Origin of the sequence: Geobacillus jurassicus NBRC 107829 (genome assembly GCF_001544315.1) — a bacterium.
GTDB classification, from domain to species: Bacteria; Bacillota; Bacilli; order Bacillales; family Anoxybacillaceae; genus Geobacillus; species Geobacillus jurassicus.
In genome coordinates this window covers 1-15,161 of the sequence record NZ_BCQG01000071.1, presented here as the reverse complement: position 1 = coordinate 15,161, position 15,161 = coordinate 1, and the positions used below count along the sequence as shown (strand labels likewise).

Sequence of the window (15,161 nt, the reverse complement as noted above, 5' to 3'; positions counted from 1 at the left end):
CACCGACTGTCGTCTTCAATACACTCAACGGCGACAGCAATGTCGCCTTTTTCAAACAGTTAAAAGACGCTGGCATCACACCGAAAGATGTGACGGTGATGTCCGTCAGCATCGCGGAAGAAGAAATCCGCGGGATTGGACCTGATGTGTTGGCCGGTCATTTGGCCGTGTGGAATTATTTCCAGACGACCGATACACCGGAGAATAAGGCATTTGTTCAAAAGTATAAAGAAAAGTACGGACAAGACCGCGTGACCGATGACCCGATTGAAGCGGCGTATACGGCCGTTCATTTATGGGCCGAAGCAGTGAAAAAAGCCGGTTCATTTGATGTTGATCAAGTGAAAAAAGCGGCTGCCGGCCTTGAATACAAGGCGCCGGAAGGAACGGTGAAAATTGACGGGGAAACGCAACATCTATGGAAAACGGTGCGCATTGGCGAAATCCAAGCGGACGGACAATTCAAAGAGTTATGGAATTCCGGCCAGCCGGTGAAGCCAGATCCGTATTTAAAGAGCTACCCATGGGCGAAAGGATTAAGTGAATAGCTCACTTGGAAGGAAGGGATTCCCTTCCTTCTCGCTCAACGGAAATGAGAGGGGGGATGGCGATGTTCATTGACCAATTATTCAACGGTCTGAGCGTCGGTTCGATTTTGCTGCTGATTGCCATTGGGTTGGCGATCACGTTCGGGCTGATGGGTGTGATCAATATGGCGCACGGTGAGCTGATGATGGTCGGCGCGTACACAACATATGTCATTCAACAATTATTTGCCCAATATGCGCCGCAATCAGCGGGGATGTACTTTGTCATTGCCGTTCCGTCGTCGTTTCTCATCGCCGCCCTGCTTGGCTGGGGGCTGGAAAAAAGTTTGATCCGCCATTTGTATCGTCGCCCTCTGGACAGTTTGTTGGCTACATGGGGGGTCAGTTTGATTTTGCAACAGACTGCCCGCCTCATCTTTGGGGCGCCCAACGTGGCGGTTGTGCCGCCAAGCTGGCTGGATGGCGGAATCCGCTTATTTGGAGCGGTGTTTCCGTATAAACGGTTGTTTATTCTCTGTCTTGTGTTGGTGATCGTTTTCTTTCTTTATATGTATTTAACGAAAACACGAGCTGGCCGACGCATTCAGGCTGTCACCATGAACCGGCCGATGGCGGCCTGTCTCGGCATTGCCACGCCAAAGGTCGATGCTTACTCGTTTGCGATCGGTTCAGGATTGGCGGGGGTGGCGGGATGTGCGTTGACCTTGCTTGGGCCGATCGGGCCGACGATCGGCACATACTATATTGTCGATGCTTTTATGGTCGTCATTTTAGGGGGAGTGGGAAAACTGGCCGGGACGCTGCTGGGAGCGTTTGGCCTAGGCTTAATCTCCACGTTTGTCGAATATTCCACAAGCGCCACCATCGCCAAAGTCATTGTGTTCGTTCTCATTATTGCGTTCTTGCAATGGAAACCGTCCGGTCTTCTTAGCTTGAGGACGCGGTCGCTCGATTGAGGGGAGGGAGCATAGTGAACAAACGTTGGGAATACTGGCTGTTTTTCGCCGCTTTGTTTCTTGCGCCATTTTATTTAACTGAGTTTCGCTTGTCTTTGCTCGGCAAATTTCTTTGCTTTGCCATCGTGGCGGTCGGCATTTCTCTCATTTGGGGATATACCGGCATTTTGAGCCTCGGCCATGGGGTGTATTTCGGATTGGGCGCTTATTGCATGGCGATGTATTTGAAGCTCGAAGCTTCGCGAGGGCATTTGCCTGATTTTATGGAATGGAGCGGCGTGCGCGAACTGCCGTGGTTTTGGAAGCCGTTTGCGCATCCTATCGTGGCTATCATAGCAGCGATCGTCTTGCCTACATTGCTGGCCGCGCTATTAAGCTATTTAACGTTTAAAAATCGGATTCAAGGCGTCTATTTTTCTCTCCTTTCCCAAGCGGTGGTCGTTGTGTTTGTTACGTTGTTTATCGGCAAGCAAGAATGGACGGGCGGAACGAACGGCTTGACCAATTTTTCGACCGTGTTCGGCTTTTCGTTATCATCGCCGCTCACGCAAATTGTCCTTTATTGGCTGACAGCAGCTGTTCTTGCCCTCATTTTCGTTATGACGCGCCGTCTAACGACTGGTCGGCTAGGAAAAGTGCTCATTGCCATTCGCGACGCCGAAAATCGGGTTCGTTTTTTAGGGTTTAATCCGACCGTCTATAAAGTGTTTGTGTATAGTTTGTCAGCAGCCTTTGCCGGGGTGGCAGGCGCATTGTTTGTCCTGCAAGTCGGGCTCATTTCCCCGGAGATGATGGGGATTATTCCTTCAATCGAAATGGTGTTATGGGCCGCTGTCGGCGGACGTCACTCACTCATGGGTGCTATCATTGGCGCGATCGTCATGAACACGGCGAAAAGTTTTTTGAGTGAAAATTATCCAGATCTATGGCTGCTTTTCTTAGGCGCGTTGTTTGTCGTTGTCGTGTTATTCGTTCCAAAAGGATTGGCGGGCATTTATGAATCGCTCGCTGCCGTTCGCATCAAAGGAAAAAGGGGGCATGAACGTGAAGCCCGTGTTGATGTGTCGTGACGTCGTCGTTGACTTCGATGGATTTCGCGCTTTACAAGGCGTCGATCTCGCGGTTTACCCCCATGAAGTGCGATTTTTGATCGGTCCGAACGGAGCGGGAAAAACGACGCTGCTCGATGTCATTTGCGGGCGGACGAGAGCGACGGACGGGCGGGTGCTGTTTTTCTCCCATGACATCACGCAACGGCCGGAATACGAGATCGTGCAAATAGGGATCGCCCGGAAGTTTCAAAGCCCTTCCATTTTTCCGTTTTTGACGGTATGGGAAAATATGGAGTTAGCCATGCGACAAGATCGGCGTCTGCGTTCCGTTTTGCGGGCGAAGTTGACCGGAGAAGAGAAAGAGATGATGGCAGCACAGCTAGAGAGAATTGGATTGCTTGATGAACGTCATCGCTTAGCGGGCTCGCTGTCTCATGGCCAAAAGCAGTGGTTGGAAATCGGCATGCAGCTCATTCAGCGTCCGCAGCTCCTCCTATTGGATGAGCCGATCGCCGGCATGAGTGCGGCGGAGCGGGAGCGCACGGGGGAATGGCTCCATGAAATGGCCGAACATTGTGCGGTCATTATTGTGGAGCATGATATGGACTTTGTCCGCCGCTATTCAAAACAAGTGACAGTCATGCATGAAGGAAAAGTATTGTGCGAAGGATCGATGGATGAAGTGCAGCAAAACGAACAAGTCATCGATGTGTACCTTGGAAGGGGGAAAAACGCGTGCTGCGCCTCCGGGATGTAACGGCTGGCTATGACGGAAGTGTGGTGCTCGATCATGTTTACATGGATGTTCCTCTTGGCCGGGTGACGGCGGTGTTGGGCAGAAACGGGGTTGGAAAAACGACGTTGATGAAAACGATCATCGGGTTGATTCGCCCGATGTCAGGCGTCATCGAATGGGAGGGGGAAGATATCACGCGATGGCCGCCGGAGCGGCGGGCGCGAGCGGGGATCGGCTATGTGCCGCAAGGGAGGGAAATTTTTTCTGCGTTGACGGTGGAGGAAAATATTCTTCTCGGGCTGGAAGCGCAGGCCGAAAAAGTCCGTCCCCAGCCGACCCTTGATGAAATGTACGCGCTGTTCCCGATTTTAAAAGAGATGCGCCAGCGGAAAGGAGGGGATTTAAGCGGCGGACAGCAGCAACAGCTGGCCATTGCCCGTGCGTTGGCCGGCCGGCCGAAACTGCTGCTGCTTGATGAACCGATGGAAGGCATTCAGCCCTCGATCGTTGCGTTGATTCATGATGCGATTATGAAAATCGCCGAAGAAAAGCAGGTTGGCATCATATTGGTCGAACATAACGTGGAACTGGCGTTTGCTTGTGCCGATCATTTCTATATTTTCGACCGCGGCGCTGTCGTGGCGAAAGGGGATGTCGATGGCGCTGATCTGGATCATATTCAATCGTTTCTTGCGGTTTAAGCAACAGGCGGATTTGGTGAAGTTTCGCGTTGGCAAATGAGATATTTCGCTAAAAGAACGGTTATAAGCGTCTTTCTCAAAAGAGCGAACATGATAAAAACCGCCCATTTTTCGTATGAGCAAGTTTATCATGTTTTGCTCGCAATGTAATGAGTGAAGAATGTCCAACTCGGTGTAGAAGGAGGGAGGAACGATTGAAGCTGACTCCGCGTGAACAGGAAAAGTTGTTGATTGTCGTTGCCGCCGATTTGGCGCGCCGCCGGAAAGAGCGGGGCTTGAAGCTAAATTATCCGGAAGCGGTGGCGCTCATTACGTATGAACTGATGGAAGGAGCCCGCGACGGGCGGACGGTGGCGGAGTTGATGCAATACGGCGCAACGATTTTGACGCGCGATGATGTGATGGAAGGCGTCGCTGACATGATCGACGAGATTCAAGTCGAGGCGACGTTTCCGGACGGCACGAAACTCGTCACTGTCCACCAGCCGATCCGGTCATAAAACGATGGATCAGCAGCCTCGCGGTGGCGACGGTTCGTATAAGCAAGGTGCAAAAACGAGGAAAGAGGTGCCAACATGATTCCCGGAGAATACCGATTGCGCGACGAACCGATTGTGTGCAATCGACAAAAATCGGTCACGAAACTGACGGTTGTAAACCGCGGCGACCGCCCGGTGCAGGTCGGTTCCCATTTTCACTTTTTTGAAGTCAACTCGTTTCTTGAATTTGACCGGCAGGCGGCGTACGGAAAACATTTGAACATCCCAGCCGGGACAGCGGTCCGTTTTGAACCCGGGGATGCGAAGCAAGTGGAGCTCGTCCCGTTCTCCGGCGAGCGCCGGGTGTACGGATTAAACAATATGGTCAACGGTCCGCTTGATGGCAACGGGAAGGAGGGAGTAAGAGAATGAGTTTTTCCATGTCAAGACGGCAATACGCGGATATGTTTGGGCCGACGACCGGGGACTGCATCCGGTTGGCGGACACCGACTTATGGATTGAAATTGAGCATGACTATACCGTTTACGGCGATGAAGTGAAATTCGGCGGCGGGAAGGTGATTCGCGACGGGATGGGGCAACATCCGCTCGCTGTCCGCGACGAAGCGGTCGATTTAGTGCTGACGAACGCTGTCATCGTCGACTATACCGGCATTTACAAAGCCGATATCGGGGTCAAAGATGGGAAAATCGCCGCCATCGGCAAGGCCGGGAACCCGCTGTTAATGGACGGCGTCAATATCGTCATCGGCGCCTCAACGGAAGTGATCGCGGCCGAAGGGAAAATCGTGACAGCCGGCGGGGTCGACGCCCATATCCATTTCATTTGCCCGCAGCAAATCGAAACCGCCCTATCATCAGGCATTACGACGATGATCGGCGGCGGGACCGGACCGGCGACCGGAACGAATGCCACAACGTGCACGCCGGGAGAGTGGAACATTTACCGGATGCTTGAAGCCGCCGAAGCGTTCCCGATGAATATCGGTTTTTTAGGAAAAGGCAACGCGTCAGCGAAAGAGCCGATCGCGGAGCAAGTGCGCGCCGGAGCGGTTGGACTCAAGCTTCATGAAGACTGGGGAACGACGGCGGCAGCGATTGATGCGTGCTTGCAAGTGGCTGATGAGTACGATGTGCAAGTCGCCATTCATACCGATACGTTGAATGAAGGTGGGTTTGTCGAGCATACACTGAAGGCCATTAACGGGCGCGTCATCCATACATACCATACGGAAGGGGCGGGAGGCGGACATGCGCCCGATATTATGAAAGTCGCCAGCTTCCCGAACATTTTGCCTTCTTCCACGAACCCGACGCGGCCGTATACGAAAAACACGCTCGATGAGCATTTAGATATGTTAATGGTGTGCCATCATTTAGATCCGTCCGTTCCTGAAGACATTGCCTTTGCCGATTCGCGCATCCGCAAAGAAACGATTGCGGCGGAAGACATTTTGCATGATATCGGCGCCTTCAGCATGATCAGCTCTGATTCGCAAGCGATGGGACGGGTCGGTGAAGTCATTTTGCGCACGTGGCAAACGGCCGACAAAATGAAAAAACAGTTTGGCCGCTTGCCGGAGGAAACGGGGCGGGGCGATAATGTCCGCGTCAAACGGTATGTAGCCAAATATACGATCAACCCGGCTATCACTCATGGCATCGCGGAGTATGTCGGGTCAGTCGAAGTCGGAAAATTCGCGGATTTGGTCGTTTGGCATCCCGCTTTTTTCGGGGTCAAGCCCGAACTCGTGATTAAGGGCGGGATGATCGCCTACAGTGTGATGGGCGATCCGAACGCCAGCATTCCGACGCCGCAGCCTGCGCTGTACCGTCCAATGTTTGCCAGCTATGGCGCCGCCGTCGCGAAAACGTCCATTACGTTTTTGTCCAAAGCAGCGTTCGAACGCGGCGTCCCTGACAAACTGCGATTGCACAAAATCGTCAAACCGGTTGGAAACATTCGCTCGTTGACTAAACACGATATGGTGTTCAACAACGCCATGCCTCAAATCGATGTCGATCCGCAGACGTATGAAGTGAAGGTCGACGGGCGGCTCATTACGTGCGAACCGGCTGAAGTCGTGGCCATGGCGCAGCGATATTTTCTTTTTTGAGGTGATGATGGTGATTATTGAAACGATTGTCGGCAACATTCGAACTCTTTCTTCTCTCCCGCCGCACATCGAACGGGTGTACATGCCAAGCGACGATTTAGTGAAACGCATCCAGCGGGTCGTGACCGACCACGGGCGGGAGATTGGCATTCGCTTGAAAGAAGCAAAAGAATTGGTAGACGGAGATGTGTTATGGATGGATGACAACAATGCGATTGTGGTGTCCGTTCTTCCGGATGACTTGCTTGTCATCCAGCCGGTTTCCATGAAACAAATGGGGGAGATCGCCCATCAGCTCGGCAACCGCCACTTGCCAGCCCAATTTGAGGAAGGGGAAATGCTCGTCCAATACGACTATTTAGTCGAAGAGCTGCTCAAACAGCTGCACATCCCGTACAAGCGGGAAAAACGGAAAGTGAAACAAGCGTTCCGCCATATCGGGCATCGCCATGACTGACCAACAGCTGCTGTGGCTGCTGCAGCTCTCCGATTCCAATTTTCCGTCAGGAGCGTTTTCCCATTCCTTTGGGTTTGAAACTTATATGTACCATGAACAAATTCGTGATGCCAAAACGTTTGGCGACGCGCTCGTCGTGTATATCCAAACCCAGCTGACGTATACGGACGGATTGGCGTGCCGGATCGCTTATGAGCAGTTGGAAGCCGACCGTATGGAAGGACTGAAGCGGCTGAACGAGACGCTGTTCGCCCTCAGTCTGGCAAAAGAAACGCGAGAAGGAACACGAATGATGGGCGAGCGCTTATGGAAACTGTGCCGCGACATTTACGGAGTCGATGAATTGGATGAGATCGTGCAAACGACGCGGTCCATTCATCCGACCATTGTGTTTGCGGCGGTTGGCCGCAAAATCGAAGCGTCGAAACGAACGACCGTGTTGACATATTTGTTTACCGCCGTGCAAACGATGGTGCAAAACGCGGTTCGCGGCATTCCGCTCGGCCAGACCGACGGGCAAAAGCTGCTCGTCATCGTGCAGCCATATCTGATTCATGCCGCGAGCATCATCGAGACGCTCGACGAAGAGGAGCTCGGGGCGGCAGCCGTCGGCTTGGAAATCGCGCAAATGCAGCATGAACGCCTCCCGGTCCGCTTGTTTATGTCGTAATAATGTTGGCAAACAAAAAAGCGCCTATTTGGCTTTGGATGAAAAACAAAGAAGGAGGAATGTCATGATGGAACCTGTACGAATCGGCATCGGCGGCCCGGTCGGCGCCGGCAAAACGATGCTCGTCGAGAAGCTGACACGGGCGATGCATCGCCGCTTTAGCATTGCCGTCATCACGAATGATATTTATACAAAGGAAGACGCCCAGTTTTTAATCAAACATAGCGTCTTGCCAGAAGACCGGATTATCGGCGTTGAGACGGGCGGATGTCCGCATACGGCCATTCGCGAAGATGCATCAATGAATTTTGCGGCCATTGATGAACTGAAACGGCGCCATCCGGATGTTGAGCTCATTTTTATCGAGAGCGGCGGCGATAACTTGGCGGCGACCTTCAGCCCGGAGTTGGTCGATTTCTCCATTTATGTCATCGACGTCGCCCAAGGGGAGAAAATTCCGCGCAAAGGCGGGCAAGGGATGATTAAGTCGGATTTGCTCGTGATTAATAAAATCGATCTTGCCCCTTACGTCGGCGCCAGCCTGGAAGTGATGGAGCGGGACGCCAAAGCGGCGCGCGGGGCGAAACCGGTCATTTTTACGAATTTAAAAGAAGAAATCGGGCTTTTTGACGTTGTGGATTGGATCGAAAAACAGGTGCTGCTGGCAGGGCTGGAAGAATGAGCTGGACAGGGCGTTTGCAATGTACAGCGGCCTTCAAAAACGGCCGCACCGTCATTTTGGACAGCTATGGCGAAGGGGCGCTGAAACTGATGCGTCCTGTTTACCTCGACCCGGCTCATCCGACATTATATGTTGTCCACGTCGGCGGCGGGTATGTCGATGGCGATTTCTATCAGATGGAGATGACGCTGCAGCCTGATGCCAGGCTGATGGTGACGACACAATCGGCGGCAAAAATTTACAAGACACCTTCAACCCCGGTGCGGCAATATACGCGGTTTTCACTCGGAGAGCGGAGCGTTCTCGAGTGTTTTCCCGACCCGACGATCGCCTATGAGCATGCGCGCTTTTATCAAGAAACGATGGTGTACATCACGCCAAGCTCCACGTTCGTTTATGGCGAAATCATCACGCCTGGATGGTCGGAAAGCGGCGAGCTGTTCCGCTATGATTGGATTCGCTCGAAACTGAAGGTGTATCAAGACGAGGCGCTCGTTCTGTTTGATCATCTGTACTTGGATTCGCGGCAGCACTTAACGAGCATGCTGCAGCTTGGCGGCTATACGCATGTCGGATCATTGGTGGCTCTTTCTCCGTTCATCACAAAGGAAGTGTTAGAACAGTTCAACAAATTCATGGAAGAGATGCCGCAAGAGGTTCGCTGCGGTTTTTCAGCGGCAGCCGTTCCAGGCTTTTCTGTACGTATATTGGCGTATGAAACATCGGCCATCGAAGCGATATTTCAACGCGTCCAACAGTTTATTCGCCAACAATGCGGTGAGGAAGCGCTGGTCTGTTGGCGGAAATATTAATGACAAGGGAGAGGAATGGGACAATGGGAGCGATATGGCCTGTACTCTTGTTTGGATTGTTGCTAGGAATGAAGCATGCGACGGAACCGGATCATGTGATTGCTGTTTCCACGATCGCCAGTCGGACGAAAAAGCTCTCTCTTTCGTCACTGGCCGGCATGTTTTGGGGAATCGGCCATACGTTGACGCTGCTTGTCGTCGGGATGGTGATCATCGCGTTTGAACAGCGTATTCCGGAACGGATAGCGTCTTACCTTGAAATGGCCGTCGGCATCATGATCATTGTCTTAGGAGTCTTTAGTTTTCGTTCGATGTTGAAAGTCGGTCATCATCATAGCCATGACATTCGTCATGTGCATATGAAGTCGACTTTGATTGGCATTGTCCACGGTTTAGCCGGCAGCGCCGGGATGGTGCTGTTGACGGCAGCGACAGTAAAAGGAGTGTGGATGGCTCTTGCTTTTATGTTGATTTTTGGCGTTGGCACCGTCATTGGCATGATGCTGTTCACGACGTTTCTCGGGATTCCGTTCGTTTGGATGAAAGCGAGACAGCAAGCCATGAACCAATGGATGGTCAAAGCTGTTTCTCTGATTAGTATTGGTTATGGAGTGTATTATATCGCCCATATTGCAGCGGAAATGTAGGGAAAAAGCAGCGCGCCCAACGGCAGCTGCTTTTTGCAATCATGCTGCTTAAGCATTTAGACAAGCGATTTCACAAGCAACAGTTCATCCCGGATCGGAATGCCGTCAGGGCTCATAAGTGGAATGCTTGGTTTGACTTGCCTAGCCTTGTCCACCGCGTTCGGAAAGACGCCAATGATTTGGTAGCCGCGCTTTTGATAGAAACGAAGGGCATGCAAGTTGTCGTTCGTTGTAATGAGCTGAACAGTGGTGCACCCTTGTTGTCTCGCCCATGTCTCCGCCTCATGCAAAAGGGCGCTGCCGACGCCGCGGTTTTCCATTATGCTGTCTAGCGAGATGATCTCGCATTCGTTTCCGCGAATGAGGAACGTAATGAGCCCGACGATCCGCTGTCCATTCTCGACAGCCGCAAATCCATCCAGTTCGCTGCAGTTATAGATGCCGGTCGAGACAACCATTTGCGGGCTTCCCCAATGGTTGGTGAAAAACTGGTGGACGATGGCGCGGTCCAACTGTTTGGTTGGAACGATGTTCAAGGCGATCCTCCTCCTTTGTACAGATGATGATTTTTGATCACCCCAAATGAATAAGACTTTCACTTCCGTGCGTGAGTGTAACCGGGGATGTCCACATCCGTCCTCCTCTTGTGTCAAAGGGCGGAGTCTTTTTGCATCATGGCTCGTTGAAACGATTGAAAAACAGCGAAGGAAATGAATGTTAGCACGATCCCTGTCGTATACGGTAAACTGGACTTTAATGTAAACAACCAGCCGGCCATCGCCGGACCGCCAATGCGGCCGAGCGAATCGAACGATGATAAGACGCCTGTTGCGCTTCCTTGTCCATCGGTCGTATGTTTTGTTAACAAGGCGGATACGCACGGGCGAATGACGCCGTTGCCGATGCCGAAAATTGTTAAATAGAGCGCGGCTGTCCAAAAGTCATGGATGAATAAAATAAGTGTAAAGCCGAGCGCTGATAAAAACAGTCCGCCGCGAATGACGGTTCCTTCACCGAATAATTGAATCAGTTTTCCAAGCATTCCTCCTTGGACGATGGCCCCTGCAAGCCCCATCATCATAAAAATGCAGCCAAGTTCCGTCGATGAAAGCCCTGCCCGTTCAGCGGCAAAATAAGCAAACGTCGCTTCAAGTCCGGCAAGGGAAAACGTCACCATGAACTGCAACACGTATAGACGGGCTAGAGGACTTTGGAGGGCGGTCGTGAGCGATGGTCGTTTCGTTTGCGTGTTCGATCGTTTTTCTTTTGGAAGCGATTCATGTAAGAAACAGAAGACGAATATAGCAGTCAGGAGCGCTAAACTGCCCGCGATCCAAAACGGAGCGGTTAAGCTCGTTTTCGAGAACACGCCGCCGATCCCCGGTCCGAAAATAAATCCAAGCCCAACGGCCGCCCCAATGATGCCCATCCCCTTGCCGCGGTTTTCTTCGGTCGTCACATCTGCGACGTATGCCATGGCGGTCGGCATCGTGGCGGCAGATAAAAACCCCCCGATGATGCGAGCGGCAAACAACATCCAAAGTTTTGTTGCGACGGCGAGTAAGAAAAACGAAAGTGCTAAGCCAGAAATGCCGATGAGCAACATCGGCTTTCGTCCATATTGGTCCGATAGTTTCCCCCACATCGGCGCAAATAAAAATTGCATGAAAGAATATACGGCCATCAACCAGCCGAGCTGTGTTGGGGTAGCGCCGATTTTTTCTGCGTAAAACGGAAGGACGGGGATAATAATGCCGAACCCAACCATGACGAAAAACATCACAAGAAATAAAAGCGGCAAATAACGCCGATCGCTCATGATCACCATCTCCGCTATGTAGTTTGCATCTTTATCGTAATGGAAACAAGCTCATTTTTCAAAGATGTAAACGCATTGACAATGGAAAAAGTTTTCGCGAAACTGAAAAGGGATGAATGATGGCAACGTCAAAAGTTCTATAAACATTCCAAATGAGTATCGTGAGGCATTCATAGGATCGAATTCGCCCCTGACCAGCAACCGCAAAAAAGAGGCGAAAGAGTTGTCAAGGGAGACGGGGACAAACAAAGAATTAAGGAGGAAGCCATATCGTGTCCGGAAAAACCATACAAGAGTGGGGAAGAGAGTTTCCATTATTGAAAAACATCATGGCAACGGAAGAGGTATTTTGGCGCAATCCAAAATATCGCGCGTTTGAGCAAGCGGTGCGAACGATTTCTTTAGGCGAACGCGATGTCAAGGAGGCGGAAGAGCGATTGCGCCGCTTTGCCCCTTATATCGCAAAAGTGTTTCCAGAGACGCGAAACACAAATGGAATCATTGAATCTCCTTTGGTGCGGATTCCGAACATGCAACGGCGTTTGGAAAAGATGTTTCAGACAAACATCGAGGGGGAGCTGCTGCTAAAATGCGACAGCCATCTTCCCATCTCCGGGTCGATCAAAGCGAGAGGGGGCATTTACGAAGTCTTGAAACACGCGGAAGATCTTGCGCTCGCAAACGGTATGATCGCCATAGGAGACGACTATGCGGTCATGGCCAGCGAAGAATTCCGGCAGTTCTTTTCCCGCTATTCGCTTGTCGTCGGTTCGACAGGAAATTTAGGCTTGAGCATCGGCATCATCGGGGCGCAGCTTGGGTTCAACGTCACCGTTCATATGTCAGTCGATGCCAAACAATGGAAAAAAGACCTGTTGCGAAGCAAAGGGGTCACCGTCATCGAACATCTCACTGATTACAACAAAGTGGTGGAAGAGGCGCGAAGACAGTCGGCACAGGATCCGACCTCGTATTTTATTGATGACGAAAATTCGATCCATCTGTTTTTAGGCTATGCGGTGGCGGCGTCGAGGCTGAAACAGCAATTAGAGGATATGAACATCGTCGTCGATGAGGACCATCCACTGTTTGTGTATCTTCCTTGCGGCGTTGGCGGCGGTCCGGGCGGAGTAACCTTTGGCCTGAAACTCGTGTATGGGGATCATGTGCATTGCTTTTTCGCTGAACCGACGCATTCGCCTTGCATGCTGCTTGGGTTGATGACAGGACAGCACGACCGCGTGTCGGTGCAAGAGTTTGGCCTCGACAACAAGACCGAAGCGGACGGATTGGCAGTGGGACGGCCTTCGGGATTTGTCGGGAAAATGTTAGAACACGTCATCAGCGGCGTATACACGGTGGATGATCAAACGCTTTACCGCTTGCTCGCGGCCATGGTCGATACAGAGAATATCCGTTTAGAGCCATCCGCATTGGCAGGGGTGGCGGGGCCTGTTTGGCTGTTTCGTGATTTGGCGGGACAAACGTATTTAGAGGAAAACGATTTGAAAGAAAAAATGAAAAACGCCACCCATATTGGCTGGGCGACGGGCGGAAGCATGGTGCCAAAGGATGTGATGGACGGTTATTATAGGGAAGGGGAACGGATTGAAAAAGAGTTGGGAGACTGTTTTCCTCAAGGATGATGAGCAGGCGGCAGAGGAAATGAGGAACTCGCCAGAACGTCTTGATGGCGGGACCGTCATTGCAATCGGCGACAATGGGGTCATCGCCTCAGGCACGGTTGTGATGAAAGATGTTCCGGCCAATGCGGTAGTTAGCGGAAGCCCGGCGAAAATCATCAAATGAACCGGGTGGTGAAAACGCAGCTTGATCAGACCAAAAACGCCCCGCACCTAAAGAAAAGGACGGGCGTTTGGTTGTTGCCGCTCTTCTTCATTCTCCCCATTGCACCGCCACCGCCCGAACGGGCGAACCGTCGCCTCCGGGCAAGGAAAGCGGCAGGGCGATGATGTACGGGTCATCAAAATCGATTTGCTCGAAGTTCGCAAAATTTTCCCCGATCACCCCGTTGGCGCCAAGAATGAGTTCATGGGCGCGGAACGAAGAGCCGTCGGGCGGATCGATGTTGAGCGCGTCGATGAAAAACGTGCGGACGCCGCGTTCAAGCATCGCTTCAATCACATCCGGCGCAACGTACGGATGGCGGAAATACCGCTCCGTTCCGGTATAGCGCGACCAACCGGTGTGAAAAAGAACGATCGTCCCTGGCGACAGCTTCGGGATATACGGGGCGGCATCGGCCATCGTCACCGCCTCGCCTTCCGCTTTTCCCGTTGCGTCGATCACGAGCCCGCGGCCGAGAAAATAGGCAAGCGGCACTTCATCCAACCGCCATCCGTGCTCGCAAAAATGGAACGGCGCATCGACGTGGGTGCCGCTGTGCGAACCGAGCACCAAGCGGCTGACGTGATAGCCGTCCCGAGCGAACGTCGCCGCCGGTTCGATGTGCGGCTTCGGGTCGCCGGGGTAAATCGGGGTGTGGGGCGTGAGCGGCATGGACAAATCAATGATTTTTTTGATGTTCATTTCTCCTTCACCACCCATGCTTGATAAACATCTGTCCGTCGTTCGTCCATCATGGTTTGACACTCCACACGCCTAAAGGGCGTGGGATTCTTGGGTCGTTCGCGTCCTCATCCATTTCTGGTTCAGACAACGCCCAAGTTTAGGGGTGTGTCATCACCCCGTCCCATCGGGTTAAGATGTACCCCAATGGGCGGCGCACCTGTGACCAGTGCGCTAGGTTAGGCGGCGAAGCCCGAAATCGCTTTGGCGATGTTGATCGCGCCATTCAAGTCGGCGTGGATGGTGTATCCGCACTTTTGGCATCGGAAGTGGATGCCGTTTCGGTTCGCTTTCTCCCGATGCCCGCATCGGCATGTTTGACTTGTGTAGGTCGGATTCACCCACTCGACCCGAATGCCCGCCATTTCCGCCTTATAGGCAATCATCGTTTGCAGTTGATGGAACACCCATGAATGAAGATTTCGTCCTGCTTCTTTGGCCGATGCTGTCCGTTTCCGAATCCCCGCCAAATCTTCCATCCGAATCACGCCAACACCGTTGGCAAGGGCAAAACGGACGATTTGACGGCTGATTTTATGGTTCATATCCTTCATCCAGCGGGACTCTTTACGGCCGATTTTGCGAATCATATGGAGCTTCTTCGCTTTGCCCAACGTTCGCCGCAAAGCCGCATATCGCCGGCGCACAAAGGCGCATTGGCTCCCTTTGAAAAACCACGATTTCGTTCCCACGCTGGCAACGGCGATATAGCGAAGCCCAACGTCAACCCCCATCACCTTTGTTTCGTGCCGCGGCTTGACTTCAAATGCGACCGCGATCGCCAAGCACCATTTCTTTCGCTTTTTGTAGAGCTTGGCCGCCCCTTGTTTGGCGGTTCCATGGATCAGCCGATCCAGCCATGCTTCTTGATAGGG

At 52.3% G+C, this 15,161-nt stretch carries 18 protein-coding genes and 1 pseudogene; 15 read left to right on the top strand and 4 right to left on the bottom strand.

The window, feature by feature from the left end; genetic code table 11:
- The 13 genes from GJ1_RS15855 to GJ1_RS15795 all read left to right on the top strand — a co-directional run.
- On the top strand, positions 1 to 548 hold a 548-nt coding region (locus GJ1_RS15855), incomplete at its 5' end, for a transporter substrate-binding protein (RefSeq protein ID WP_157068399.1).
- 56 nt (positions 549 to 604) lie between these two features.
- Entirely contained in the window at positions 605 to 1,504 is a 900-nt protein-coding gene (gene urtB, locus GJ1_RS15850; RefSeq protein WP_066234495.1) for an urea ABC transporter permease subunit UrtB, read from the top strand.
- Positions 1,505 to 1,515: 11 nt separating this feature from the next.
- Positions 1,516 to 2,574, top strand: a complete 1,059-nt coding sequence (gene urtC / locus GJ1_RS15845) for an urea ABC transporter permease subunit UrtC (protein WP_066234503.1) — start codon at positions 1,516 to 1,518, stop codon at positions 2,572 to 2,574.
- Positions 2,549 to 3,313: an urea ABC transporter ATP-binding protein UrtD gene (gene urtD / locus GJ1_RS15840; protein WP_066234500.1), complete on the top strand. Its 765-nt coding sequence runs from the start codon at positions 2,549 to 2,551 to the stop codon at positions 3,311 to 3,313. The genes urtC and urtD overlap by 26 nt, the downstream gene beginning before the upstream one ends.
- Positions 3,292 to 3,993: an urea ABC transporter ATP-binding subunit UrtE gene (gene urtE / locus GJ1_RS15835; protein ID WP_066234492.1), complete on the top strand. Its 702-nt coding sequence runs from the start codon at positions 3,292 to 3,294 to the stop codon at positions 3,991 to 3,993. The genes urtD and urtE overlap by 22 nt, the downstream gene beginning before the upstream one ends.
- A 194-nt stretch (positions 3,994 to 4,187) precedes the next feature.
- Complete coding sequence (gene ureA / locus GJ1_RS15830) at positions 4,188 to 4,493, top strand: urease subunit gamma (RefSeq protein WP_020755308.1); 306 nt, start codon at positions 4,188 to 4,190, stop codon at positions 4,491 to 4,493.
- A 75-nt stretch (positions 4,494 to 4,568) separates the two neighbouring features.
- On the top strand, positions 4,569 to 4,904 hold the full coding sequence (locus GJ1_RS15825; RefSeq protein ID WP_066234489.1) for an urease subunit beta: 336 nt from the start codon (positions 4,569 to 4,571) through the stop codon (positions 4,902 to 4,904).
- Positions 4,901 to 6,610 (top strand): urease subunit alpha, encoded by a 1,710-nt coding sequence (gene ureC, locus GJ1_RS15820; protein ID WP_066234486.1) that lies wholly within the window; start codon positions 4,901 to 4,903, stop codon positions 6,608 to 6,610. Before GJ1_RS15825 ends, ureC begins: the two co-directional genes overlap by 4 nt.
- Before the next feature lie 10 nt (positions 6,611 to 6,620).
- Positions 6,621 to 7,067, top strand: a complete 447-nt coding sequence (gene ureE / locus GJ1_RS15815; RefSeq protein WP_066234498.1) for an urease accessory protein UreE — start codon at positions 6,621 to 6,623, stop codon at positions 7,065 to 7,067.
- A complete protein-coding gene (locus GJ1_RS15810) occupies positions 7,060 to 7,737 on the top strand; it encodes an urease accessory protein UreF (RefSeq protein WP_066234484.1) in 678 nt (225 codons plus the stop codon). Before ureE ends, GJ1_RS15810 begins: the two co-directional genes overlap by 8 nt.
- 67 nt (positions 7,738 to 7,804) lie before the next feature.
- The gene (gene ureG, locus GJ1_RS15805) at positions 7,805 to 8,419 is read left to right on the top strand and encodes an urease accessory protein UreG (RefSeq protein ID WP_013523944.1); all 615 of its coding nucleotides are present in this window, start codon (positions 7,805 to 7,807) and stop codon (positions 8,417 to 8,419) included.
- Positions 8,416 to 9,231, top strand: a complete 816-nt coding sequence (locus GJ1_RS15800; protein ID WP_066234479.1) for an urease accessory protein UreD — start codon at positions 8,416 to 8,418, stop codon at positions 9,229 to 9,231. Before ureG ends, GJ1_RS15800 begins: the two co-directional genes overlap by 4 nt.
- A gap of 23 nt (positions 9,232 to 9,254) precedes the next feature.
- Positions 9,255 to 9,878 carry an urease accessory protein UreH gene (locus tag GJ1_RS15795; RefSeq protein ID WP_066234476.1) on the top strand — a complete coding sequence of 208 codons (624 nt, stop codon included), beginning with the start codon at positions 9,255 to 9,257 and terminating at the stop codon, positions 9,876 to 9,878.
- Positions 9,879 to 9,934: 56 nt separating this feature from the next.
- Here the strand turns inward: GJ1_RS15795 and GJ1_RS15790 are convergent, their stop codons facing one another.
- Both GJ1_RS15790 and GJ1_RS15785 read right to left on the bottom strand, forming a co-directional pair.
- Complete coding sequence (locus tag GJ1_RS15790) at positions 9,935 to 10,414, bottom strand: GNAT family N-acetyltransferase (protein WP_066234472.1); 480 nt, start codon at positions 10,412 to 10,414, stop codon at positions 9,935 to 9,937.
- A gap of 113 nt (positions 10,415 to 10,527) precedes the next feature.
- Positions 10,528 to 11,697 (bottom strand): MFS transporter, encoded by a 1,170-nt coding sequence (locus tag GJ1_RS15785; RefSeq protein WP_066234469.1) that lies wholly within the window; start codon positions 11,695 to 11,697, stop codon positions 10,528 to 10,530.
- Positions 11,698 to 11,966: 269 nt separating this feature from the next.
- On the opposite strand from GJ1_RS15785, the gene dsdA reads away from it, so the two are divergent.
- Both dsdA and GJ1_RS18065 read left to right on the top strand, forming a co-directional pair.
- Positions 11,967 to 13,343, top strand: coding sequence for a D-serine ammonia-lyase (gene dsdA, locus GJ1_RS15780; protein ID WP_066234466.1), 1,377 nt, complete (start codon positions 11,967 to 11,969; stop codon positions 13,341 to 13,343).
- A gap of 58 nt (positions 13,344 to 13,401) precedes the next feature.
- A pseudogene (locus GJ1_RS18065) lies at positions 13,402 to 13,506 on the top strand (acetyltransferase); the annotation flags it as partial.
- 87 nt (positions 13,507 to 13,593) lie between these two features.
- Here the strand turns inward: GJ1_RS18065 and GJ1_RS15770 are convergent.
- Both GJ1_RS15770 and GJ1_RS15765 read right to left on the bottom strand, forming a co-directional pair.
- Positions 13,594 to 14,247 carry a cyclase family protein gene (locus tag GJ1_RS15770; protein ID WP_066234461.1) on the bottom strand — a complete coding sequence of 218 codons (654 nt, stop codon included), beginning with the start codon at positions 14,245 to 14,247 and terminating at the stop codon, positions 13,594 to 13,596.
- A gap of 218 nt (positions 14,248 to 14,465) precedes the next feature.
- Positions 14,466 to 15,161, bottom strand: a 696-nt coding sequence (locus GJ1_RS15765; protein WP_157068398.1) for an RNA-guided endonuclease TnpB family protein, incomplete at its 5' end; no start/stop codon positions are given.

Coding starts and splice junctions, on each gene's coding strand:
- GJ1_RS15825 (WP_066234489.1), top strand. CDS start 4,569: ATGATTCCCGGAGAATACCGATTGCGCGACGAACCGATTGTGTGCAAT.
- GJ1_RS15770 (WP_066234461.1), bottom strand. CDS start 14,247: ATGAACATCAAAAAAATCATTGATTTGTCCATGCCGCTCACGCCCCAC.
- ureC (WP_066234486.1), top strand. CDS start 4,901: ATGAGTTTTTCCATGTCAAGACGGCAATACGCGGATATGTTTGGGCCG.
- ureG (WP_013523944.1), top strand. CDS start 7,805: ATGGAACCTGTACGAATCGGCATCGGCGGCCCGGTCGGCGCCGGCAAA.
- urtB (WP_066234495.1), top strand. CDS start 605: ATGGCGATGTTCATTGACCAATTATTCAACGGTCTGAGCGTCGGTTCG.
- GJ1_RS15795 (WP_066234476.1), top strand. CDS start 9,255: ATGGGAGCGATATGGCCTGTACTCTTGTTTGGATTGTTGCTAGGAATG.
- GJ1_RS15800 (WP_066234479.1), top strand. CDS start 8,416: ATGAGCTGGACAGGGCGTTTGCAATGTACAGCGGCCTTCAAAAACGGC.
- GJ1_RS15810 (WP_066234484.1), top strand. CDS start 7,060: ATGACTGACCAACAGCTGCTGTGGCTGCTGCAGCTCTCCGATTCCAAT.
- GJ1_RS15785 (WP_066234469.1), bottom strand. CDS start 11,697: ATGAGCGATCGGCGTTATTTGCCGCTTTTATTTCTTGTGATGTTTTTC.